Raw genomic sequence first — 24,727 nt, 5'->3', positions numbered from 1 at the left:
TGGCTTTTCAGGCTGAATACCGCAAAGGAATCCATCGTTTTATTAAAATAGCGGCGTTTGTGGGCAGCGGGATGGTCAATAAAAACGTTCGTGACTTTTCCACTAAAAACATTCACTATACATACGGGTTAGGCTTGCGAATTTTGGTCAACAAAAAGAAAAACCTCTATTCTCGCATTGATTTTGCTCGGTCCTCAGAAGGGGATAATGCTTTTTACTTTAAACTTATGGATGCTTTTTAAGCAAAAACCCCTCAAATCAGCGAAATTTGAGGGGTTTTGTAGGACCTAACGGGCTCGAACCGATGACCTCTGCCCTGTCAAGGCAGCGCTCTGAACCAACTGAGCTAAGATCCTGTTGGGGTTGCAAATATACTAACTTTACTACGCACTCAAAGGAGTACGATAAATTTTTTGTGAGGGAATTCGACGTAAAATTAACAGCCCAATCACAAAAATCAGTGCTAAAAATAACAAGCTGTTCCGCATACCTGATAGTTGAGTAATCACCCCAAAAATAATTGTCCCCAAAAACGTAGAAAACTTATCACAAGCATCATAGAAGCTAAAATAAGAAGCCGTATCTGGCGTATTTTCGGGTAAAAATTTAGCGTAGGTCGAGCGGGAAAGGGACTGTACCCCTCCCATCACAAAACCGATCCCTGCCGCCAGTCCGTAAAACTGAACCTCGGTATACACAAAATAAGCGGACACACATACGCCAATCCAGATAAACAAAATGGCAGAAATAGTTTTTGTATTCCCCCATTTTCCCGATAGCACCGCCGCGCAATAAGCACCTACAATGGCCAACAATTGCAAAAGTAATATGGTTACAATCAGGGCATTATCGGGCAGTTTTAGCTCATTACTTCCAAAAATAGTCCCGATATACATCACCGTTTGTACACCCATGTTGTAAAAAAAGAAGGCAATCAAAAAGCGCTTTGTTAGGGGTAAATGATTGAGTTCGCTTAGCACTTTTTTCAACTCTCGAAAACCATTCCAAATCCAACCTCCCTGACGGGTTTTGGTAGAAGGAGTTCCGTTTGGCAGATAATAAAACGGTATTTGCGCAAAAGCAACCCACCACACAGCAACCGTCACAAATGAGATTCGACAGGCCGTTCCTGAATCAATCCCCCCATACCATTCAGGCTTGATAAGCATTGTCAAATTAAAAATCAACAACAATACACTACCCAAATAACCCATTGTAAAACCTCGGGCTGAGAGTTTATCAAAGCGATCTTCAGTCGCGATTTCAGGTAAATAAGCATTATAAAACACAATACTTCCCGACCATCCGATGAGTGAAACCGTGAATGCCAACACACCTAATGTCAAATTTTCGCGACTGAAAAAGTAAAGCAACAGACAGGATAGAGCGCCCAAGTAGACAAAAAACTGCATAAATCGCTTCTTCTTTCCGCTAAAATCGGCGATAGCCCCCAATATAGGATTTACAATCGCGATGAATAAAAAGGCAAACGATACCGCAAACGAAAACAAAGCGGAGTTGTTGACCGTCATTCCCAAAAATTCTACATCAGGCCCAGCTTGAGCATTAACGGCCGTATTACTAAAATAGATTGGAAAAATGGCCGAAACAATCACAAGCGAATGTACCGAGTTAGCCCAATCGTACATACACCAAGCGTTCAAAACAGAGGGTTTGTTCTTTTGCATAATCAGTACTAATTGTGATTTGTACTTTGATTAACTTAATGACTACTCACTTACGGCTGCCCGTTTCTTTGTAAAATAATAGACCGGAATCCCCACTGCGGCAATAAGCAATCCCATCCCTGTATCAAAACGAGTTTTTTCGTCAATCAGCAAAATTAGACAGATGCTCAATGTCACTGCTATATATAAGGCAGGAACAACCGGAAACCCAAATGCCTTATAAGGGCGCTCTGCATTGGGTTCTTTTTTGCGTAATACAAAGATTCCGCCAATCGTCACCATATAAAAAATCAACGAGCCGAAGGTACAGTAATTGAGTAACTCTCCATAAGTTCCTGATAAACACAGCAAACTCGCCCATAAACACTGCAACCATAATGCTTTGGCAGGTACGGCATTAGCATTAAGGGTAGAAGCCTGTTTCAAAAACAATCCGTCCTGCGCCATGGCGTAGTATAAACGCGCCCCGGCCAAAATAAGACCATTGTTACATCCGAAAGTAGAAACCATAATCAAAGCAGCCATAATCCCCGCCGCCGCGTCACTAAAAATCACGGACATAGCAGCCGTTGCCACTCGGTCATAATCGGCAAATTGAATCCCCTTTGCAAGAACATCAGCTCCGTCAGGTATGCCTTTTAATGGTAAAATACTTAAATACGCGATGTTAGCCAATAAGTAAATAATGGTTACAATCAGTGTTCCAAAGAAAAGGCTTCGTGGAATATTTTTTCTGGGATTCTTGATTTCTCCCGCAATGAAGGTCACATTGTTCCAGGCATCCGATGAAAATAGGGACCCAATCATCGAAACCCCTAAAGCCATCAGCAATGCAACGCCTCCAAGGGCGGAGACGCCCCCTTGAGAGGTTGTTTTTGAAGCTGACCAGGCATCTTCAAAATTGTGAGAAAGCATTCCGCTTTTAAAACCGTAACCGATTCCTATAGCAATCAGGCCAAACAAAGCAATGAGTTTGGCAATAGTGAAAACGTTTTGAATTATTTTCCCGCTTTGGATACCGAGCGTATTAATATAGGTAAGAAGAATAATACTTGAAATTGCATACAAAGACCCCACCGATATTTTTACACTTCCCAGAGCCAATAAAACATTTTCAGGATTGAGAATGGGAAAAAACACCGCAGAATACTTGGTAAAGGCAACCGCTACTGCCGCAATCGTCCCTGTTTGGATGACCATAAAAACCGTCCAGCCATATACGAAACTCGTGAGAGGACCAAACGCTCTTTGAATATAAATGTATTGCCCTCCTGCCTTGGGCATCATTCCTGCCAATTCACCGTAACTCAATGCAGCGGCAATAGTAACAATGCCCGTGAGGAGCCAAGTAAGTAAGAGCCAACCCGGAGAGCCGACATTACGCGCCATATCGGCACTGACAATAAAAATACCCGAGCCAATCATGGCACCGGATACCAACATGGTTGCATCAAGCAAACCAAGAGATTGTTTGAATTGGGTGGATTTCGATTCAGACATGAAAAAACGAGAAGGTTAGGTTTACAGGCAAATATAAAAATTTATTCTTGATGGCTCATAAGTAATCCATTTATCGAGCAGATATTGTCAAAAAACGACCGTTAGATAATTTTCTTCCAAACGCCTTTTTATTTGTCTATTTAAGTTCTAACTTTAATCTCGAAAAGTACAATATCACCAAAAAATTCAGTAAATATGAAAAAACTTCTTACTCTTGCCTTGGCGTTAAGTTCTATGGCGGCATTGGCACAGCAAACCGGCAATGTCGGTATTGGTACCAAAAATCCAGATCCTTCTGCCCTTCTTGATCTGAGCTCAACTACGAAAGGACTTTTGTTACCTCGTATGACCCAAGCTCAACGCGATGCCATCAAAAATCCCGTAGCAGGACTAATCGTTTACCAAACAGACCAAGGCATTGGTACGTATACCTACGACGGTACAACTTGGCAGCCAAGCAACGCTAAAGTCGGCAGTGCGCTTGTAGCGGGTGCATGGGATAAACAGGGGAATGCCATTGATGGAACGGATTTTTTGGGGAGTACTAATGGAGCTTCTTTGGTCTTTAAAGTGAATAATTTAAGATCCGGTTTAATTGATTTTGGTTTTGGGAATACTCTTTTTGGTTACAGAGCAGGGATAGCATTAACTCCTTCCGGAGGCGATGGAGTTAACAATCTTGCACAAGGTAATCAAGCTTTGCAAGCAACCACAACAGGCTCCTATAACGTTGCTGTAGGTGGTGCAGCATTATACACTAATGTAAGTGGCTCAAACAATACTGCGATTGGTTTCGCATCCTTATTTACAAATAGAGGAGGTGGGAATACAGCTATCGGTGCTTCTACGTTATATTCAAATGATACCGGTGGATCCAATACAACAATGGGACAAGAATCTATGTACAGTAATACTATTGGCAGCTTCAATATGGCTTATGGTACGTTTGCATTAAAAAGTAATACTGTAGGTGACGCAAACGCTGCTTTGGGCTTTGAAGCACTAAAAGGTAATATAGGTGGTCATAGAAACGTTGCTCTTGGTAGCCAAGCATTAGTAGGCAATCAAGGAGGTAGTGAGAATATTGCAATTGGTGGACGTGCAGGTGCAGGTAATGTTTCAGGTAACCGCAATGTATTTATCGGTTTCCGTTCAGGTGAGGCTGAAACAGGCAGTAATATGCTTTATATTGCTAATAACGAAACAGTTAATCCTCTTATCAAGGGTAATTTTCATGCCACTGCTCCTTGGGTAAAATTCAATGTAAAGGTAGCTCCCGGTTCTCCTACTCCTACAACAACGGGTTATTTAGCGATTGGCGACTTTGATACCGCACCGGGTGGTGCAGGTGCAGGTGGTTTAGGTTTACCTGCTTCATTTTCAGGTGGCGCTTATCGCCTATACGTGCAGGATGGTATTATGACCGAGAAATTAAAAGTTGCACTTCGGAATTCAGCTGATTGGGCTGACTATGTATTCGCTCCGGAATATAAATTAAAACCACTAACCGAAGTTGAGACATTTATAAAGGAAAATAAGCATTTGCCCAATGTTCCTTCTGCTGATGAAATGGCTACCAATGGTATAGATGTAACTAAGACATCGGCCAAATTGATGGAAAAAATTGAAGAATTAACTTTATACATGATTGACTTAAATAAACAGGTACAAGCACTTAAAGCAGAAAATGAAACCCTGAAAAGTAAAGTAAATAAGTATTAAATTCAGGTTATCTATATTTATAAGGAAGCCTCACAGGTTTAGTCTGCGAGGCTTCCTTATTTTTTGCAAAAAATACAAGAAATACTATTTTTATATTTATAAACCGAAATCTCTAATATAACTATCCACATTAATATATTTTACTGGCTTTTAAACACTTACAATAAACCAAACATGAAAAAACTCCTTTGATTTGGGCATTTTATATAGCCTTTCAATAAGATATCATGTCATACATCAACAGAAATAATTTTAAAGAAATTGGCATTATGGCATTAATGATCAATATTTCGTATTCTTTAACAAACCTGCTTAACAACTTTATTTACAGACCAATAACAAGAAAGATTAATTCCTTTATATAAAAAAACGCTAGCTCTTTATACAATACTCCGCTACATTTTTAAAATTCATTTAATCCGCCCATTTGCATGAAATGAGGTTTTTAAATTTTAGGAGCTATTTTTATGCGTGTATGGGCAAATCCCCAGGCATTGAAACGGTTCGCCGCTGCGATAAATAAGCCATATATACAAAAGTGCGTTTCCAGCGAATTGACGGACGGTTCGCCGCAGCGATTGTTTTAAACTAAAATTCGTAGCGGACTATTGTTATAAGAACACATAAATTCTTATGAGAAGATTCCTAAGACCACACATAAAAAAAGCGCTTGGAAAAGCGCTTTTTTAAAATCTACAGAGTACTATTTTAGGGGTTAATTGATATTTTTTGGTTAAAGATCTGATTCTTATCAGCTCTTATAACCCGTAAAATATAGCTCCCACTGTTCATTTCTTTATTTAAATCATATTTTGTTTTCAAATCTTTAACTTGGCCATTTTGCTTAGTAAAGGATTTTCCATTCAAGTCCACAATGTCAAATTCAACCTTTTCTTCGGGTAAAAAGCCTTTCAAACGAACTTCAAATGAACCGTTACTTGGATTAGGAAAAATGCTTACATCCGCCTTTTCCAACAATTCGCTCTTTTGAGTACCAATCGTAAAATAAGTCACCCCGCTTAAAACTGCCTCTGATGCTATTGCATTATTTACAGTAGAACTCGGCATTATTCCCCATTGATTATTTCTTAGTTGAAGAATTTGCTGACGGTTATCTTCTGAAGGAACTGATATTTGTATAGATTTGGATTCGTTACTGCCTTTTATTGACCAATAACTTTCCGTTGAAAGTTCAGCAACCTCTAACGAGCGATTTGAAGATAACCGTATAGGGTTTTGATTTACATATCCTACTTTAATTTCATCGTAACTATTTGGTTTAGCGATACGAAAAGCCTGCAATTCACTACCACTTCCGACCGGGAATTGAAAAGCATCATCACCTAATTTACGTACATACCCTTTTACATGTGAACTATTTGAAGCACCCATTACCGTAGCATTGTCGGCTATTTCAAGAGGATTTTGCTCCGTGTTCATTAAAATACCGTCACCTAAAATAAGTTGTTGCTCAATTAACAAAGGGGCTTGCAATACTACCTTCCCCATCTGAGACATGACAAAAACTCCCGTTTTAAGAAGATTGAGACTTTGTATGGTTTGACTTCCTTCTCCATCCATCACCACTTGTCCATTTAATGACATTTGACCTTGATTTGTAAGGCCTTTGCGAAGATGCAGGTCACCCATTGATTGAAAATTACCCGTATTTGACAATTCTCCGTTTACAGTCACAGTTACCCCCGAACTGATAAAAAGGTCGGAAGAAGAAATCAACTGAGCCTCCGCCGAAATAATCGTAAAACAGCCCGCGCAGATTATAAATAGCTTTTTCATAGTATATTAATTTTTAACGAAACAACAAGTAGTCAAAGTTAGAATTTCTTTTTTAGGATGCCTATAGAATGATTGAAAAATTATCTAACGGTCACTTTTGCCCGCTAAATCTTTATACAACTGTATCGTACGTTTTATCATTAAATCAATTGTAAAATACTTTTCAAAGCGCTCTCTCGATTGTTCTCCCATTGCCAGAGCCATTTGTCTATCATAATATAAAGCCGAAATAGCAGAAGTTATGCTCTGTGCATCTTTTCTGGGAACGACAAACCCATTAACTCCATCTAAAACTTCTTCTTTTACGCCCGCCACGTCCGATGCAATAACAGGCAAGCCATAAGACATGGCTTCCAAGATTGAAATAGGTAAGCCCTCCCAGTTGGAAATCAGTAAAAAAACATCGGCTTGTTGAAGATACTCCGGCACGTTATCTACGGCTCCTTCAAAAAATATTTTATCAGACAAACCCAGCTTCTGTACTCTTTCTTTAATAAATGGAACTAATTCCCCATCTCCTAAAAAAAACAAACGCCAATTCAGGTTTTTTAATTGACTTAACGCTTTAACCAATGTTTCATGGTCTTTTTGTGCCTGAAAACGCGCTGCCATTACCATCGTTAAAGGCAAATCGGACTTATAGTTAAATGGTTTAATAACATAAGGAGGTGATTTAATTCCATGATGAATCAATTCCATCTTTTGTTTTTCTAAAACACCTAATTGTAAAGCATATTCTTTATCTGCTTCCGAAATGAGGATTACCTTACATGAAATCAAACCAATTGCTTTTTCAATAAGTTGGTACACTTTTCTTGCAAAAAATGGCCCACCTTCGGCAAATGACCAACCATGTACTGTAAAAGTATTAGGTATTTTTAACCACCACGCCGCTACCCTTACCAGAATACCTGCCTTACTAGAATGAGATGCTACTATATCAGGTTCTAATTTTTTAAGCAATTGAACCAGTTCGATTACTCCAACAAAATCATGAAAGGCATGAATGGAACGCTTGAGGTGTTTCAGTACATGTGTTTCAATTCCCAAAGTACGAGCATATTCATGCATTTTTCCAGAATTACCTAATAGTAAAATCACTTCATGACCTTCTGATTGAAGACTTAGGCAAAGGTCAATAACATGTCTTTGTGCCCCGTAAAGTTCGCTTCCTAATGTGATAACTTGTATTACTTTCATCTTAATTTTGCCAACCAAAGCATTTGAGAAATATTTCTTATGATTGCCTTAATGGAGTACAATACATCATACATCTTGAGCTTTGTAACAGATTTTTCAGCTATGAAAAATAACTGTCAAAGAGCATATAAAGCTTTGGTTCTTAATTTTGCCAAATAAAAACAATTTGATACAAAAGCCCTAATATTTCCCCGGTTGTTTGCGAAATACTTGTTAAACTGAAGATGCTTAAAATACAGGAATATATCTATTTTGAGAAGAAAAAGCAATTAGTTATAGTGTAGTCAGTAAAAAAAAAGGATTGGTTACTCTCATATTTGGTTAGTAAGACAATTAATAGACACCCGAAATAATTAAGCGATGTTTTGGCAATACAGCAATACTTGCCTAATTTTGAGCCTTTGAAGAACAAAATGGGTCTTCATCAGTATGATATAAATTGTAGCAGCATGCACCTATCGAAAGTGGTTGGGAGATTTTATTTATTCTCTTTTATTCTTCTTGTTATCGGTTTATACGCTCAAGCCCAAAGTCAAAAATCTACCCCAAATAGTGTTAATCAGTTATCTGATGAGCAGGTAATGGATTTTTTCAAACGGGCCCAAGCGAGCGGCATGTCTGAGATGCAAATAGAACAGGCCGCTTTGGCCCGAGGATATACGCTTTCTGATATCGCCCGGATGCGTCAGCGAATCTCTGAAGTGCAGAACAAGAAAAACTCCAATTCAACGGATAAGAATAATCAATCCGATACACTGTCCACCCCAAACGGTCGCAAACAAATTGGTGAACTTTCTAACCGGGAATTACTAAAAAAGAGAAAAGAAGTCGAGGATAGCCTAAAAACAAAAGTAAAGAAATTAGAAATTTATGGCAGCAAGTTATTCCAGAATCATGACCTTACCTTTGAACCTAATTTACGCATTGCAACCCCCAAAAACTACCAATTAGGTCCCGATGATGAACTGGTGATTGATATTTTTGGTAATGCATCTGATAGTTACCGTCTTGAGGTAAGCCCAGAAGGCACGGTAAAACTTCTCAATCTTTCTCCCATTTTTGTGAGTGGGCTTACCATCGAAGAAGCTAAGGACAGGATTGTTTCACGTCTTCGACAGGCATACGCCGGTCTTAATTCCGGGGGAGGCACTTACGCAGTCGTGAATCTGGGAAACATCAGAAGTATCAAAGTAAACATTATTGGGGAAGTGAAAATACCTGGTTCCTACACAGTATCTTCATTAGCCACTGCGTTTAATGCCCTCTACCTGTGTGGCGGCCCTGATAGCAATGGCACTTACCGAAATATCAGAATTTTAAGAAATAATAAACTCGTACGGACTATCGATCTATACCAATTCCTTTTGACCGGCGAACAATCAGACAATATTGTTTTACAAGACCAAGACATCATTCAGGTTCCATTTTATTCCTATCGAATAGAACTCGACGGAGAAGTCAAAAGACGGGCTATTTACGAACTGAAAGACAACGAAACTTTAGAACAGTTGATGCAATTTGCGGGCGGTTTTGCAAGTACTGCTTACAAAGCTTACTTGACAGGGCGGAGGGCCACGGACCGTGAAATTCAGGTTCTCAATATTCCACTTGAGGAACTTAAAATATTTAAACCCCAAAATGGCGACCGATTTGAAGTGGGAAAAATACTAGACCGTTACAGCAATCGCGTTCAAATCCAAGGAGCCGTTTTCCGTCCGGGAGATTATGCTTTGACGGCCGACACCCGAACATTTTTACAGGTCTTGAAAAAAGCCGACGGTTTGAAAGAAAATGCCTTCCGAAATCGAGGCATTATCTATCGGGAAAAAGAAAACGGTGAGCCTGAAATTGTCTCCATTGATATAAATAAAATACTAAAAGGAGAAAGTGCCGATATTGAATTACAACGGCAGGACAGTATTGTTGTAAAAACAATTAAAGAACTAAGAGAAGAAGCTTTTGTCACCCTGATTGGAGAAGTCAACAGCGAAGGTGACGCGCCATACGCCGAAAATATGACTGTGTCCGACCTAATTCTTATCGGTGGTGGATTTACTGAAGGAGCCATTGGGTCAAGAATTGAAATTGCGCGTCGGGTAAAGGAGTTAAATGCTGACAAAGATTATAAAGTAGAAATTATTAAGTTGGATATTGATCCTAAGCTTAATTTGTCTCCTGCCGATTCCAAATTCAAACTTCAGCCATTCGACATCGTCTACATTAGAAAAGCTCCTAATTATGAAATACAACGCAATGTTTATGTAATAGGGGAAGTAAATTATCCCGGCACTTACGCAATCAGAAACAGTTCGGAACACATTTCAGATCTTTTGGAACGAACAGGAGGAACGAAATTAACCGGCTACTTACCCGGCGCTTTATTTCAGCGCAAAGGGGAACGTATCGGTATTGATATTGCTCAAATCATGAGCAATCCTTCAGTAGAAGGAAATATCACCTTAGAAGATGGGGATACCTTAATAGTCCCGAAGCGTTCTGAAATTGTAAGTATTAATGGTGCCGTACTCAATCCGTCTTCTATCAATTTTACAAACGGTTATAATTTCCAAGCTTATCTTTCACAAGCCGGAGGATATAACGAACGGGCGCAAAAAGGGCGAGCTTTTATTACGTACGCCAACGGGTTTACCCAACGAACACGGAGATTTTTATTTTTTAAATTTTACCCTAGAGTTGAACCGGGTTCAACTATTTACGTGCCCTTTAAACCAATTGATGATAAAAAGTCAAACATTACAGGTTCGGTAATCTTGTCTTTCACCAGCACGTTGATTATTGCTCTTGCTACTATTTTACGAAATTAACAGACAGGCTATTACCTCCTTTTTGAATACAATAGATGAGCAAAAACGAACTTTCCTCCACAAAATCATCCGGCGATATTGAAATAAGTATCGTAGACATATTTCTCTTTCTTAAAACTAACCTAAAAAGTATCTTAGTTTGGGGGATACTTTCAGGCATAATCGGAGTTGTATTTGCTTTTACAGCTCAAAAAGAATTTGAATCAAAAACTCAGTTAATGCCGGAACTGCAATCAAGCAGCAGTTTAGGCAAAATGGGTGGGTTAAGTGCATTGGCAGGCTTAGCAGGTATTGATTTGAATCAAATGGGCGGAACAGATGCAGTACGTCCTGACTTATACCCAAACATTGTTCAAAGTTTACCTTTTTCTCTTTTTTTACTCAAACAACCTGTATACGTATCCGAGTATAAAAAGACAATGACTTTAGAGGAGTACTTTAAACAAAAAGATAACTCATGGCTTTCGTCAATCTTGGGAAATAATGAAAAAAAGGAACAAACTCCATTACTCGACCCTAAAAAATCAAGTAATGCGTATGAGCTCACCAAACCCCAGCAAGATTTAATAAATGAAATACAAAAGCGGGTTGTAACAACTTTTGATCGTAAAACAGGAGTAATTACGATTAATACCAAAATGCCCGACCCCGTAGTAGCAGCTACTACCGCCCAAAAAGCCGTTGAATATTTGAAAGAATACGTCACTACCTATCGCACTGATAAAGCACGTAGCCAAGTTAAGTTTTTGTTTGGTCAGATGTCAGATGCAAAATCGCGTTACCAATCAGCGGAAGCAAGGCTGGCAAGTTACCGGGATGAAAATCGTTTTTTATCACTTCAAACTGCAAAAATAGACGAACAACGTCTACAAGCCGATTACATTTTAGCTCAAAATGTGTATAATAATTTAGCCCAGCAATATGAACAGGCTAAAATAAGAGTCGAAGAAGAAACTCCTGTTTTTAAGACACTTGAACCTGCTATTATCCCCCTCAAAAGAAGTGAACCAAAACGTACACTCATTGTCATTGGTTTTGGATTGATTGGTATAATTATAGGTATAGCAATTAGCATTTTTAAAAAAAATGCTTTAAAGATTTGGGGGTAAACCAAAATACAAATGCAGAACCGGCTTTTTATTAACGCTATTTCAACAATCGGGCAGGTTATCATTTCAGGACTTACTTACTTCTTTCTCTATGGAATTTGGATACGTGAACTGGGAGCCAAACAACTCGGAGTTTGGTCTATTGTTTGGACAACCACTTATTTTGCCGCTATGGCCAATAGCGGCGTACCAGTAGGAATTGTAAAATTTATTGCTGAAGCTCACATACAGGCAGACATGGCGAAAGCAAGGTCAATCATTACCATGTCTATTGGAATTACGGCCCTGCTTAACTTTCTTATTTGTATTGTTCTCTATTTTAATGCTTCCTGGATTTTTCATTTTTTGATTTCGTCCTCAGAATCGGCAGTTGCTTTGCAGATTTTCCCTTATGCATTGGCAGCCTTCTGGCTTCTGAATATTTCTAACGTGTTTATGTTTACTTTGGATGGATTTCAAGCCAATTACCTGCGCTCCATTTTAAACATCACTGCTAGCTTTACTTTATTAATTTCCTCTTATCTTTTTCTACACAAAGGCCTATGGGGTATTGCCATTGCGCATATTATTTATACGCTCTATATTTTGCTGGGAAGCATCGCTCTTCTCATCTATTACCTTAAAACTCCCTTCATTTTAAATTTACAGGCTGACAAACGTCTATTTTCAGATTTTGTCAAGTATTCATTGAAATCGCAGGTAGGCTCCATTACTACGTTGCTGTATGACCCCATCACTAAGTTTTTCTTAGCCAAATATGGTTCCTTAGACGCGGTAGGATTCTATGAAATGGCTAATCGGTTGGTTACTCAAATACGAAGCATCATTGTAACTGCCAATCAAGTGATGGTTCCTAAAATAGTCGAGACCTCCCTGAATGCTACCAGTCATTTCCAGCGCCTTTATGCCATGATGTTTAAAATACTGGCAATCATTAGTACGCCTTTGCTATTTTTCTTTTTCTTCTTTGCGCCCCTTATTTCTTTGGTTTGGATTGGAAAAGTTGAGCCATTCTTTGTATTGAGTATTTATACATTGATTGTAGGTTGGTATATTAATACATTGAGCGTACCCGCATACATCAGTAATATGGGAATTGGACAATTAAGACAAAATATTATTCAACATATAGCTACTGCCAGCTTTAACCTTGCATTTGGAGTAATCGGTGGTTATTTTTTAGCGGGATATGGGGTAGTAAGCGCTTGGTCACTCAGTCTTATTATCAGTTCCGGAATCTTAATTTATCTTTTTCATCAGAAAAATCATCTCAGCCTATCCATTCTTCGATTTGAAGGCGATCGTAACTTTTTTATTTCATTACTTATTTTAATTGTTGCGGCCTGTTTTTCAAATTATTTTTTGGCGGAAAGCTCCACCACCTGGGTTTTGGTATTTGTTTGTTATTCACTCATATATGCCGGTTGGTTAGTATGGATTTTTAAGAATACCCCCCTTCTTTTGGAAATGAGGCTACGTTTTGCCAATTTTCTCTTTAAATAATTTTGACGCTTTTCATGATTTAGCCCTATGTCTCATTTGAATAATAGCTTCCGCAATATTGCAGTAGATGCTGCTCAAACTTTCTTTCGTTTATTCGGTCTGCACATCAGTTATTTTAACCCTTCCAATTCTGAGATAGCTTTAATTGATTTCTTGTTAAGTAAATATAGCATTAAAACCGTTGTGGATGTAGGAGCTAATGAAGGACAGTTTGCTCTTAAATTGATGAACAAAAACCAATACAAAGGCAAAATAATTTCTTTTGAGCCAGTTTCCTCTTCATTTCAACAGTTATTAAAAAACAGTCAACAATCTAATAATTGGGAAGTGGTTCAGAGTGCCGTTGGTGATAGCACAGGACAAGTTCCAATTAATATCTCACAAAATTCGGTGAGTAGCTCTCTCCGCAAAGTAAACGCACATACAATTGAAGCCGAAGCCGGAACAGCCATCGTAAATACTGAAATGGTCTCCATCAATACACTTGATAATTTACTGAAGGCGCATCCGTGGCAAAACGACTTGTGGCTTAAAGTTGATGTCCAAGGTTTTGAAAGAGAAGTGCTGCAAGGAGCCGCCAAAATTTTAAAACAAGCTAGAGTAGTTCAGATTGAACTAGCCGTCATCCCCTCCTATGAGCAAAGCCCCTATCTTGAAGAGATTATTACGACTATGAGAAATTCCGGCTTTATGTTATACTCTATTATGAATGGGTTTAGAAATTATAAAACGGGACAAATGTATGAAATGGAAGGTTTTTTTGTAAGAGACAACTCTTAAGATATAACCTTTCTGATGCTGCAAGATTCAACAAAATCATTGCTAAACTGTCAGAACACTAACATCGTTCTTCAATCTGTTAATTCTACCTGTATTTTAATTGTAGGGTCAACATTTCATTTTCCCACCTTTGTATTCAATGAAATCAGCTCCTCTTATCAGTGTCATAACGGTCTGTTATAATAGTGCAAAGACGATTGAAGAAACCATTTGTTCGGTAATTTCTCAAAACTATGCTTCCATAGAATACATCATTATCGACGGAGGGAGTACCGATGGGACATGTGATATTATAAAAAAATATGAAGCTCATATCAGTTACTGGCATAGCGAACCAGACAAAAATATGTATGACGCTCTCAATAAAGGTCTAAAAAAAGTAAACGGTGATTTATGGATAGCTTTAAATTCGGACGATTTTTTTGTTAATAAAGATGTAATGAAGGTAGTTTCGACTACCTATCTAAAATATAGAAAAAATAGATTTGGAGCCTATTTTGGCAATATTTTAAAGAAAGAAGATGAAACTTTCCGAAATATTTCCTTTTTCTCGGTTAATTATAAATTATTATTAGCATCCGAACATTGTAGTTTTATGCCGCAACCCTCTACTTTTCTTACCAGAGAAGTAATATCGAAAGTTGGTTTTTTTGATATAAGCTATCGATATGCATCAGATTATGATTATTTTTTGAGAGTAACCAAACTCTATAAGGTAAAACACATCCCTAAACCCATTACTGTATTTAGAGATCATAATGAATCCATTACGAATCGTTTAGCAGAAAGAATGAATGAAGAACGGCTCAGAATCATTGATGCTTACAAAAAAAGAGCTCCGATTAATTTTTCGTTTTTTTACAAATATCTTTCCTGGAGCTATTACTTACTTATAAACAAACGCTTTCCGGTAAGGAAAATAGTGAATGCTCTACTTATGAAAAAATCTTAGTCAATCAACGAAGGGTGAAAAAAAATTTACTATATGCCTATATCATTTCCATGCCTTTTACAAGTGCTTTTTGCATTAGTAGCAGTCTTTCATGGCCGTTGCTCTGGGGAAGTATTTCGACTGCTTTTATTTTGTTATACTTATTAACGGGCAAAAAGATTCATAGTCCTAATATAAAGTCTTTGTATTTTATAATACTTTTTTTACTCAATATTGTTTTAAGTTTTTTCATAAATGATATTTTAAACCCTCCTGATTCACTCGTTTTTGGAAAAACTGTTAATCACCTTTTTGCTTATTTTGCTTCATTCATTAATTTCTATGTGACTACTTTTTTACTTTTCAATCTCAACAGTGAAGCAGTCTCTCCTTATCAAATCACCAAAATCATTACTTTGGTATTATTTTTCTCCTGTGTTTTTGCCATCATAGAATTTATTGCCAAAAATATATTTTCAATTGATTTTGACCAAATTGTGCCGCACCCCGCAGTAGAGAAAATGAATGCATTAGCGTTAGGGGATATTTTTAGATCTATCCGGGCCCGTGGTCTTGCTGAAGAACCCGGGCATTTTGCATTTATGATTAATTTATTTTTACCCTTATCCATTTACTACCTTTTTTTCTCTGAGCTGTGTCGTTTCCCCAAATGGGCTAAAACAACAATTGTATCTACTTTTATTATTGCTCTCATTTTAACTTTCAGTACCGCAGCCTTCGTTGTGTTACCAATTTCACTTTTCTTATCATTTATTTTCTTTCGAAAGTATTTAATTAAGCACTTAGTTAAAATTTTAATCGGAGCAAGTTTACTAATACTATTTGCGTTGGTATTGGATACGTATGTACCTATCATTACCCAATTAGCCTTAGATATTGATCAAAAAACCAGTAATAGCGGTTCAATGGATGACAGAACAACCCGTGCTGAACTTTTTCAAACGTACTTTAAGAATGCCCCAATACTAAATAAATTTATTGGTTACGGTCCCTCAGGTTATTTAAAGGCAGGCTTAGAAGCAGACACTGATAGTTTTCTGGTCCTTTATCAAACATTCTTATTTGAAACAGGCATATTTGGTATGCTCATTTATATAGCCTTTCTATTCTTTTTACTATTGCAGATTAAAAAGATTATTTTTCCTCTAAATTTCTTTTTGCTCTTTTCATTCATAATGGGTATTCTTCATTACTTTTTTATAAGCAATTATTGGTATCCATGGTACTGGTTTGTCTGCGCATTTATTGCTCATATAAGTACTTTGTCACAATTTTTATCGGTTAAAGCCTAATGAAGCAACGAGTTATCCATATAATACATAATTTAGAAATAGGAGGCGTAGAGACCGCCGTACTGTCTTCACTTAATGAATTAAACGATAACTTTGATTTTACTCTTATTTGTATTGGATCAATCAATAAAAAGCTATTAGAAACATTAAAACCCCATATTGTATCTAATATAAAGCAGGTTAACAGTTTTCCAAATTTGGCAAAAACAGTTCAATTTTTAAGAAAGTATCCCAATCAAATTATCATATCTTCTCTATGGAAATCTCATATTTTCCACTTTTTTATCAAGATAATATGTCAAATTAAAACCTCAGTCTTATTCTTACACAGTAGCCGTTTTGCCCATTTAATTGACAAATACGGTATACTATTAGGTATTAAAATAGCCGACGAGATTTGGGCAGACTCGCAATCTTCAATTAATTTTATACAGCCATACAATAAATCTAATCTGCCAGCTTATAAAATCAATTTTCTTTTACAGCACTTTAAGCCAAAAGCGGTTAAACGAACTTCAACCGCATTATTCAAATTCATTTTTTTAGGTAGATTAACGCCAGTCAAACGACTGGATTTGATTGTTCAATTTGTTTACGAACTTAAACAAAACGGGATTGCATTAATAATGGACATATACGGTCCCGATGACCATACGTTAAAAGGTATTGAAAACAAAGCGTCTGAGTTGGGGTTGTCCTCCCTCATAACCTATAAAGGAATTTGTAGCATTGAAGATATAGAGACTGTTTTACACCAATATGATTGTTATGTGATGATGAGTGATTATGAAGGTATGTCTATTTCTACTGTTCAGGCAATGGAAAGCGGCCTGATTTGTTTTTTGCGAAAGGTAGGCGAAATACGCAATTATGGGCAAGATATGGTGAATTCGGTCATCTTAAAGTCTATTGATTCAAGAGATTGGAATGAGTTTATTCATAATAGTGTGCAAGTTTTGAAGAATGAAGCCTTACAAGACAAGCTTTTATCCAATTCAACCACTAAATTTGCAAATCAATTAACCTACACTCAGGATATTCGTCAAAATTTAGAGAGATTAATGAGTAGTCAGGTCTAAAAATTGGTATGAGTAGGTAGAGCCCAAGTAAAAAAGCGTATTTAAATTTTTAATTTCTTTTGATGAAGCACACTATTTTGGTTACTGGAGGGGCAGGATTTATAGGAAGTCGGTTAGTGAAGAAATTGTCTGATAATGATTATCAGGTAATTGTAATTGATAACCTGACTAGTAACTTGCCTTTCGTACAGCTACCCAATGTCATTAACTGCAATGTTGATGTGAGAGATTTTGCGGCCTTAGATGAAATAATTAATGAATATACACCCTACTGTATTGTACATTTGGCAGCCATTCACCACGTTCCTACTTGTGAAATTGAACGTAACTATGCACTTGAGGTAAATATCATTGGTACGGAGAATCTTCTCTTATCAATGGAAAAAAATAAGGTAAAAAAACTCGTTTTCGCTTCAACCGGAGCCGTTTATTCACCTGATTACCCTATCCTGAATGAGGATGAAACTCCGGTTGATCCCTTTGATAACTACTCTCTGTCAAAATTTACAAATGAAAAGCAAATTCGTTTTTTTACTCAACGAACTGCTGCGGATGTATGCATTGCCCGCCTTTTCAATACGATAGGAGCCAATGACCCCAACGGGCATTTAATTCCTGATATATTGCGCCAAATAGACCCGGAAGAAGAAACCTCTACGATAAGACTGGGGAACATCCACAGTCGCAGAGATTATATCCACGTAGATGACACGGCCAATCTTCTAATGCTGATGGCAACCTCCAAAAATAATACAGGACTACACACTTATAACGTGTGTTCATCGTCAGAATACAGTGTAGAAGATATTGTACATAAAATTTCAGTTTTACTAAGAAAGCCGATCACTATTGAGATTGACCCTGAAAGAGTAAGAAAGTATGACCGAATCAGTCAGAAAGGAAATAATCAAAAGGCATTGACTGAATTTGATACCAAAATTTTCTTTACGATAGAAGATGCGCTGAAAGACATTCTGAATAAAATGTATGACTTCCAAGTATGGCTATAGAAAAACCTTAGAATGGATTCATCAAACCGAAAATGCATAGGAATTTTATTTACTTACTTTGCCGCAGATTGGCTGGGAGGTCATTATTATCTAATTAACATCATCAATTCATTGAGTAGCTTACCCGAGGGAAAGCAACCTAACATCATTGTCTTTTACGACCATAAGGCCGAAAATTTGCTTCACCACATCACTTACCCGTATACCACTTACGTTCATCACCAAACCCCTACCAATAATTACCTCAATTACCTGCGGTCGTGGTTTACACGTAAAAATCATTTTCTGGGCACTATTATTGAAAAATATCAACTGAACGGCATTTATCCTTTGATGGATTTTCCACTTGGGAAACCCTCGCCTGAATGCAAAGTTATATCTTGGTTTCCTGATTTTCAGCACCGGTTTTATCCTGAATACTTTTCTAAATTTAATATATTTTTCCGAGAACTTCGGGTAAGACGTATGCTTACTCGCACGCACGCTTTAGTGCTGTCAAGCCAAAATGCCTACGACCATTTGCAGCGGTTTTATTCAGTACCTAAAGCGCTTCCCGTACATATCTTACGTTTTGTATCCCAAATCGAAAAACCAGCGGAGCTTGACTATGACACAATAGCTGCTACCTATCAGGTTGATAAGCCGTACTTTATTGTTTCCAACCAATTTTACATTCATAAAAATCATTGGATTGTTCTGAAAGCTATTTTAGAGTTAAAAAAAGAACGCGATGATTTTTTAGTGGTTTTTACGGGAAAAGAAGAAGATTACAAAGTGACCAATTTTGTAGCAGGGCTTAAAGATTTTGTAAGCGAACATCACTTGTCTGACTACATTCGCTTTTTGGGAGTAATTCCCCGCGACCATCAAATCTTATTGATGAGTCACTCATTGGCGGTCATTCAACCGAGTAAATTTGAAGGCTGGAGTACGGTAGTAGAAGATGCCAAAAGTCTTCAGGCACAACTGATTCTCTCCAATATCCCTGTTCATCAGGAACAAATGGAAGACAAAGGTTTTTATTTCTCCCCCGATAATGTGGAAGAGTTAACGGGGTTTATGCGTAAATTTTTAGACTGTACCATTACTCCTAAACCTACATTTGACAATATAGAGCAACGAATATCAACATTTGCTCATAACTTTGTAAAGATTTTTGATTAACTCCTACAGAAGTTTAGAACTTATATAAATTCAATAGTAGCTGAATCCTAAAAGTTTGTAATATAAAATGGACAAGGAATTTTAGGTACAAATAAAATAATAGCCAACATACCACCTCCTCTACTAAATAAATTATAAATTTAGTATGAAAAACATGAGTAAAAATACCAGTAATAAGGGGATTCCACAATACAAGAAGCAATAGAAAAAAGTGAAAAAGCGAATATTTTCGCAAATCTGGTATGTGAACCCAATGTATTAATTGTGGGAATGTAAATACTAAGAAAATAAGTCGATAATCATAGTTATTACCAAGAATAAACGTTCCGACAAAAATAAAACTCCCCATAAGATAGCTGTTAAAAAAAAATGCCTCAGCCTTATATAGTTCTTTATTTTTACTGGTTTTTTTCCTAAATAAGACCAAAAAACTAACAACTATGACTAAAAAAATACTTGCTATTACTTTCAGCGTTTTTAGGTCAAGTAAAGAGGTAGTCTTAAAAATATAAATAGGAAGTGTAAACAAACCATAACTCAAAAAATACATTTTAGGATGAATTTCATAAATAGCGATTAGTTGTTTTTGAATTAGCAACAGATAACATATAAATATCACTACAGTTACGAAAATTATCCAAAATAGTTTTTTCTTAGACTTTACCACTTCCAACAAAGAAATGAATCCAAAAATAGGAAATAACTTCAAAAAGGAACTAAAAAAAAGAAGAAGATAGTAGGCTCTGTGAAAGTTTTTGGACAAAAAAACTAAGCTAATCAGTAGAAATAAAAAGATAATTATATCACAGTTTCCTCTCTCCACAGCCAACATGACTGAGGGAGAAAGCAGCAGTCCACCGTATATTAACGCAACTCTAAAGGTAATTTTTCCAAAAAAAAATAAGATACTCGAAAAAAAAAGAATCAGTAAAAAAATACCAATTTGAATAAAATAGGTAGTACTAAAATAAGGTATATATGCAAAGAGACACCAAAGAAGAGGATAATTGTAGGTACATTTAATCCACATGTATGGATTGTGGCCATCTAAATATTCCTCAATACCACACAAAAGAACCTTGAGATCAATAAATGACCGAACAGAGTTAACTCCAAACAATTTCCATATTTTATCATAGGTGCCAAAAAACAATTCGGCAACAACGAGAACGGAAAAATACATAAAGAGTAGCGTAAGAAGTAACCATCTGCCATCTCGGAATCCACCTTGGTTGTTATAAATCATAAAATTAATAGAACATTGCTTCTATTGGTTACCTTTTATTTAAAGCAAATTAATCATTTTTTGGAAACAAAATTTAAAATAGATGCCTCAATTCACGAAAAATAAGATTCTCTATTGGATTCTCATTGGGCTTCCGTTTATTATTTTACTTGTTTGGTTTTATTTAAAGGTATTCCAGTTTCAATATTTAAACGAAAACTTTGTGGATGCCATCATTGCTTTGCAGCTCAGCCGTGGCTGGTTGGAAGGTAGACCTTTGTTGTTTGATACCTATTATGGTTATCATTGGTTACATCATAATTATTACTTTATATTACTTACAGGCCTTTTTACTAAATTCATGAGTATATATGGCTTGTTTATCGTCTATTTAGGCTTATTAGGCTTGCTTTTAGGGCAATGGATACGCTGGTGGCGCAAACTTCAAAAGAACCGATGGCTTAATGAATGGTACATTATTATCTTCTTTACTATTGGTCCCATTGCATATCATATATTTTTGGATGTTTATGGCTGGCATCCTGAACAGTATTTCATGCCCTTGTTAGGTTTATTTACCTTGAGTATGGCCAAACGCCAGTGGATTTGGAGTGTATTTTGGGGTCTACTTACACTATCCGTGAAAGAAACATCTATTGTGCTAATTTGCGGGACACTACTATTTACTACAATTGTTTCATTAATATTAAAAAGTCCTCACGAAAAATGGACACGTTATTATTTCAATCGTAACACTTTTAGCATTGTGGCTGTCTCCTGCCTAATTTTTGTCGTCGGCCTTTGGTGGCTTTCTCACCTCAACGGCTCTCAACCCAGCAGACTTGACCAAGCTATATCAATCCTTCATAAAAAAGGCACTATTGCTATGCTTTTTTATTACACTATTTTTTTTCTATTTTTCTCAAGTTTTCCACTCATTGCCGCATCTATCTTGCTTGCCCCTTGGCTATTAGCCATTCCTAGACCTTGGGTGATTTATAGTGCTTTTTTGGGAGGTTGTGTTACGTTACTTTGTGTTTTTTACACCGAAGGTCTTTTTTACTTCCCTGAGCCCAATATGGGCATCCGATATCCTGCACGTGTTGGCAGCCTATGGGCATTTATGATGAGTTGCTACATTTTTTTAAGTATTCGGCTTTCAGAAGCTAATTTTAAACCTCATCCCCACCAACGCGAGTGGTTGCTTTGGGGTGGGCTCTTTCAGTTTTTTATTAGCCCTATGGCCGTCACAAATGCTTCTTCTATACACGGTCAGATGTTTAATATCAAAAAAAACTTTATCTTCATTCACGACAACCATTTAGGTATAAAACCTTATTCTGATACTCTATCAAAATCTTTATACCAATTATCCCAACGTCTTCCCGCTGGTAGCGAAGTGGTTTGCCCCAGCGAATACGTTAGCGTCTTTCAAAATGTATATACCAATGAATGGAGCGATGATTTGCGCATCTTAATGAGGCCACATCTGTACATTTACGACAAGAAACTAATCAAAACAAATAAGAACTATATTTTCCCTAAAGGTGGGTATAAAACCATCCCCAATTCTCAATTATTGATTTTAGCAGATTCTGTATGGTACAATCAAGTTTCCAATTAGGTGGCGAAGAACGTGAAAAGTGGATTCGTCGAAATCGCTACTACTATAAGTGCCTTACTCAGTATTTAAAGTTCATTGTCCCTCAAGGTTCTTCTGTCTTGGAAATAGGCTGCGGTACAGGTTTTCTCCTGGAACAGCTTAAGCCAAGTCGTGGTTTAGGGATTGACACTTCTGTTTCTTTAGTTGACTATGCACGACAGTACCGAGGTCAGTTTGACTACATTGTGATGGACGCTGAACATATTTCATTAACCGAAACCTTCGATTTTGTCATCATTAGCGACACCATTGGCTATTTTAACGACGTACAGAAGGTATTTTTAGAGGTTCAAAAAGTATGTTCTCCTCAAACGAGAATTGTCATCAGTTACACTAATTTCTTGTGGCTGCCTTTGCTTCACCTTGCCGAAAAAATTGGCTTGAAAATGCCTCAAAAGCGTCAAAACTGGCTTGACATCAGTGACATAGCTAACCTGCTTACCTTAGCGGATTTTGATGTGGTACGGAAAGCTAAAAAAATAATAGTACCCCGATACATCCCTGTCCTTTCTTGGCTCTTAAATAAATACGTTGGCAACCTCCCCATTTTTAATTATTTCGGACTTCTGACGTTTTTGGTTGCCAGAAGTACTCGTCAAACTCTCAAACCCGCCGAAGAAATGACGGTGAGTGTGGTGATTCCCGCACGAAATGAAAAAGGAAACATTGAGTCGTTGGTGCTTCGGACTCCGCAAATGGGTAAGAAAACGGAAATAATTTTTGTGGAAGGTAACTCTGTAGATGATACGTGGCTTGAAATAAAACGGGTTTATGAATTGTACAAAGACCAAGTCTCGATTAAGTGTATTCAACAGGAAGGAAAAGGGAAAGGGGATGCCGTACGGAAAGGGTATAGCATAGCTACGGGCGACATCTTAATGATTTTAGATGCGGATATGACCGTTTCCCCCCAAGATTTACCTAAGTTTTTTGAGGCCATTGCATCTGGAAAGGGGGAATATATAAACGGTACGCGTTTGGTCTATCCCATGGAAAAAGAAGCGATGCGTACGCTTAATCTGTTTGGTAATAAATTCTTCAGTGTTGTTTTTTCCTGGTTGTTGGGCCAACGTCTAAAAGATACGTTATGCGGTACCAAAGTTATGACTCGCGAAAATTACCTGAAATTGGCTGCCAATCGCAGTTATTTTGGAGACTTTGACCCCTTTGGCGATTTTGACCTCATATTTGGCTCTGCAAAACTTAATTTAAAATTTATCGAAGTCCCAATTCGTTACCGGGCACGTACCTACGGAGAAACCAACATTTCCCGATTTAAACATGGGTGGTTGCTATTGAAAATGACCTTTTTTGCCCTCAATAAAATCAAGTTTATGTAAAAAAAATCTCCGAAATGACTTGGCACGAAACCATCGAATACATTCAAAGTACTCCTTCATTCGCTGAAATTGTAGAAAATACCTACATTTTACCCAATTTACAGGCCAATGTGGAGCGTTTTCGAAAAAGTGCTGAATTTCGGGAAACGTTACGGCTAATAAAATTCTATTGTCCTTCTCCACAGCCTTTATTGTTAGATATAGGGGCAGGTAATGGAATTGCCAGTCTTGCGTTTGCATTGGAAGGGTTTCGAGTGGTTTCATTGGAGCCCGACCCCAGCCCCATGGTGGGAAGCGGAGCTATTCGTCAATTAATGAAAACCTATACCATTTCTTCCATTGAAATCATTGAGGCCTTTGGAGAGAATTTACCTTTTGAGGCCAATCATTTTGACATTGTTTACGGACGTCAAGTGATGCATCACGCCCACAACTTACCCCAATTTGTAGCGGAAGCGGCAAGAGTTCTCAAAAAAGGAGGGATTCTTTTTACCACCCGAGACCATGTCATAAAGGATGAAAACGATAAACAGATTTTTTTGCAAAGACACTCCTTGCATAAATTCTATTGCGGAGAAAATGCTTTTCGATTAGCGGAATATCGGTTGGCTTTTCAAAATGCTTCTCTAAAAATTGTCTCTGAATTAAGCCCTTCGGCTTCCGTTATAAATTATGACCCTTGGACTAAAGAACGTTTATCTCAGGTTATTTCCCGTAAATTCGGCTCTATCTTGGGCAATCAACATTGGGTGGTAGATTTAGCCTGGCAATTACTGATGTTTCGGCAGGAACATTTACCAGGAAAATTGTATAGCTTTATTACCCTTAAAATAAGTGTAGAGGAGAAAGTGTAGCGTGTAAAGTGAAAAAATTATGTA

Annotated in this window: 17 protein-coding genes, 1 tRNA gene and 1 pseudogene; 14 read left to right on the top strand and 5 right to left on the bottom strand. The window is 37.3% G+C overall.

What is annotated here, in order from left to right; all coding sequences use genetic code 11:
* Positions 1–242: pseudogene (locus tag Q0081_RS12845) on the top strand (hypothetical protein); the annotation flags it as partial.
* A 39-nt stretch (positions 243–281) separates the two neighbouring features.
* On the opposite strand, the gene Q0081_RS12840 reads toward Q0081_RS12845, so the two are convergent.
* The 3 genes from Q0081_RS12840 to Q0081_RS12830 form a co-directional block, all read right to left on the bottom strand.
* Positions 282–356: transfer RNA gene (locus Q0081_RS12840), tRNA-Val, on the bottom strand.
* Positions 357–383: 27 nt separating this feature from the next.
* A complete protein-coding gene (locus Q0081_RS12835) occupies positions 384–1,688 on the bottom strand; it encodes an MFS transporter (RefSeq protein ID WP_298353809.1) in 1,305 nt (434 codons plus the stop codon).
* A 42-nt stretch (positions 1,689–1,730) separates the two neighbouring features.
* Entirely contained in the window at positions 1,731–3,188 is a 1,458-nt protein-coding gene (locus Q0081_RS12830; protein WP_298353808.1) for an APC family permease, read from the bottom strand.
* 195 nt (positions 3,189–3,383) lie between these two features.
* Here Q0081_RS12830 and Q0081_RS12825 point away from each other — a divergent pair, with 195 nt between their 5' ends.
* Positions 3,384–4,910: a hypothetical protein gene (locus tag Q0081_RS12825; protein WP_298353807.1), complete on the top strand. Its 1,527-nt coding sequence runs from the start codon at positions 3,384–3,386 to the stop codon at positions 4,908–4,910.
* Positions 4,911–5,618: 708 nt separating this feature from the next.
* Here Q0081_RS12825 and Q0081_RS12820 read toward each other — a convergent pair.
* Together Q0081_RS12820 and Q0081_RS12815 are read right to left on the bottom strand one after the other, a co-directional pair.
* The gene (locus Q0081_RS12820; RefSeq protein WP_298353805.1) at positions 5,619–6,707 is read right to left on the bottom strand and encodes a T9SS type A sorting domain-containing protein; all 1,089 of its coding nucleotides are present in this window, start codon (positions 6,705–6,707) and stop codon (positions 5,619–5,621) included.
* Positions 6,708–6,791: 84 nt separating this feature from the next.
* Entirely contained in the window at positions 6,792–7,907 is a 1,116-nt protein-coding gene (locus Q0081_RS12815; protein WP_298353802.1) for a glycosyltransferase family 4 protein, read from the bottom strand.
* A 449-nt stretch (positions 7,908–8,356) separates the two neighbouring features.
* Between Q0081_RS12815 and Q0081_RS12810 the strand changes: the two genes are divergently transcribed.
* From Q0081_RS12810 to Q0081_RS12755, 12 genes are all read left to right on the top strand, one after another.
* Positions 8,357–10,732: an SLBB domain-containing protein gene (locus Q0081_RS12810; RefSeq protein WP_298353800.1), complete on the top strand. Its 2,376-nt coding sequence runs from the start codon at positions 8,357–8,359 to the stop codon at positions 10,730–10,732.
* A 35-nt stretch (positions 10,733–10,767) separates the two neighbouring features.
* Positions 10,768–11,841, top strand: coding sequence for a GNVR domain-containing protein (locus Q0081_RS12805; RefSeq protein WP_298353798.1), 1,074 nt, complete (start codon positions 10,768–10,770; stop codon positions 11,839–11,841).
* A 12-nt stretch (positions 11,842–11,853) separates the two neighbouring features.
* The gene (locus Q0081_RS12800) at positions 11,854–13,344 is read left to right on the top strand and encodes an oligosaccharide flippase family protein (protein ID WP_298353796.1); all 1,491 of its coding nucleotides are present in this window, start codon (positions 11,854–11,856) and stop codon (positions 13,342–13,344) included.
* 27 nt (positions 13,345–13,371) lie between these two features.
* On the top strand, positions 13,372–14,124 hold the full coding sequence (locus tag Q0081_RS12795) for an FkbM family methyltransferase (protein ID WP_298353794.1): 753 nt from the start codon (positions 13,372–13,374) through the stop codon (positions 14,122–14,124).
* Positions 14,125–14,263: 139 nt separating this feature from the next.
* Positions 14,264–15,076, top strand: coding sequence for a glycosyltransferase family 2 protein (locus Q0081_RS12790; protein WP_298353792.1), 813 nt, complete (start codon positions 14,264–14,266; stop codon positions 15,074–15,076).
* Positions 15,077–15,090: 14 nt separating this feature from the next.
* Positions 15,091–16,368: an O-antigen ligase gene (locus Q0081_RS12785; RefSeq protein ID WP_298353791.1), complete on the top strand. Its 1,278-nt coding sequence runs from the start codon at positions 15,091–15,093 to the stop codon at positions 16,366–16,368.
* Positions 16,368–17,447: a glycosyltransferase family 4 protein gene (locus Q0081_RS12780; RefSeq protein ID WP_298353789.1), complete on the top strand. Its 1,080-nt coding sequence runs from the start codon at positions 16,368–16,370 to the stop codon at positions 17,445–17,447. The genes Q0081_RS12785 and Q0081_RS12780 overlap by 1 nt, the downstream gene beginning before the upstream one ends.
* Before the next feature lie 62 nt (positions 17,448–17,509).
* Positions 17,510–18,457: an NAD(P)-dependent oxidoreductase gene (locus Q0081_RS12775; RefSeq protein WP_298353787.1), complete on the top strand. Its 948-nt coding sequence runs from the start codon at positions 17,510–17,512 to the stop codon at positions 18,455–18,457.
* 12 nt (positions 18,458–18,469) lie between these two features.
* Positions 18,470–19,621 (top strand): glycosyltransferase family 1 protein, encoded by a 1,152-nt coding sequence (locus Q0081_RS12770; protein ID WP_298353784.1) that lies wholly within the window; start codon positions 18,470–18,472, stop codon positions 19,619–19,621.
* Between the two features lie 1,448 nt (positions 19,622–21,069).
* The gene (locus Q0081_RS12765; RefSeq protein ID WP_298353780.1) at positions 21,070–22,470 is read left to right on the top strand and encodes a hypothetical protein; all 1,401 of its coding nucleotides are present in this window, start codon (positions 21,070–21,072) and stop codon (positions 22,468–22,470) included.
* Entirely contained in the window at positions 22,446–23,849 is a 1,404-nt protein-coding gene (locus Q0081_RS12760; protein ID WP_298353776.1) for a bifunctional class I SAM-dependent methyltransferase/glycosyltransferase family 2 protein, read from the top strand. The genes Q0081_RS12765 and Q0081_RS12760 overlap by 25 nt, the downstream gene beginning before the upstream one ends.
* A 14-nt stretch (positions 23,850–23,863) precedes the next feature.
* The gene (locus Q0081_RS12755) at positions 23,864–24,703 is read left to right on the top strand and encodes a class I SAM-dependent methyltransferase (RefSeq protein ID WP_298353773.1); all 840 of its coding nucleotides are present in this window, start codon (positions 23,864–23,866) and stop codon (positions 24,701–24,703) included.
* Positions 24,704–24,727 lie beyond the last annotated feature (24 nt).

The sequence above is a fragment of the Runella sp. genome (assembly GCF_027484545.1).
GTDB lineage: Bacteria > Bacteroidota > Bacteroidia > Cytophagales > Spirosomataceae > Runella.
This window is presented reverse-complemented; position numbering and strand designations above follow the sequence as displayed.

Coding starts and splice junctions, on each gene's coding strand:
- Q0081_RS12835 (WP_298353809.1), bottom strand. CDS start 1,688: ATGCAAAAGAACAAACCCTCTGTTTTGAACGCTTGGTGTATGTACGAT.
- Q0081_RS12830 (WP_298353808.1), bottom strand. CDS start 3,188: ATGTCTGAATCGAAATCCACCCAATTCAAACAATCTCTTGGTTTGCTT.
- Q0081_RS12825 (WP_298353807.1), top strand. CDS start 3,384: ATGAAAAAACTTCTTACTCTTGCCTTGGCGTTAAGTTCTATGGCGGCA.
- Q0081_RS12820 (WP_298353805.1), bottom strand. CDS start 6,707: ATGAAAAAGCTATTTATAATCTGCGCGGGCTGTTTTACGATTATTTCG.
- Q0081_RS12815 (WP_298353802.1), bottom strand. CDS start 7,907: ATGAAAGTAATACAAGTTATCACATTAGGAAGCGAACTTTACGGGGCA.
- Q0081_RS12810 (WP_298353800.1), top strand. CDS start 8,357: ATGCACCTATCGAAAGTGGTTGGGAGATTTTATTTATTCTCTTTTATT.
- Q0081_RS12805 (WP_298353798.1), top strand. CDS start 10,768: ATGAGCAAAAACGAACTTTCCTCCACAAAATCATCCGGCGATATTGAA.
- Q0081_RS12800 (WP_298353796.1), top strand. CDS start 11,854: ATGCAGAACCGGCTTTTTATTAACGCTATTTCAACAATCGGGCAGGTT.
- Q0081_RS12795 (WP_298353794.1), top strand. CDS start 13,372: ATGTCTCATTTGAATAATAGCTTCCGCAATATTGCAGTAGATGCTGCT.
- Q0081_RS12790 (WP_298353792.1), top strand. CDS start 14,264: ATGAAATCAGCTCCTCTTATCAGTGTCATAACGGTCTGTTATAATAGT.
- Q0081_RS12780 (WP_298353789.1), top strand. CDS start 16,368: ATGAAGCAACGAGTTATCCATATAATACATAATTTAGAAATAGGAGGC.
- Q0081_RS12775 (WP_298353787.1), top strand. CDS start 17,510: ATGAAGCACACTATTTTGGTTACTGGAGGGGCAGGATTTATAGGAAGT.
- Q0081_RS12770 (WP_298353784.1), top strand. CDS start 18,470: ATGGATTCATCAAACCGAAAATGCATAGGAATTTTATTTACTTACTTT.
- Q0081_RS12760 (WP_298353776.1), top strand. CDS start 22,446: ATGGTACAATCAAGTTTCCAATTAGGTGGCGAAGAACGTGAAAAGTGG.
- Q0081_RS12755 (WP_298353773.1), top strand. CDS start 23,864: ATGACTTGGCACGAAACCATCGAATACATTCAAAGTACTCCTTCATTC.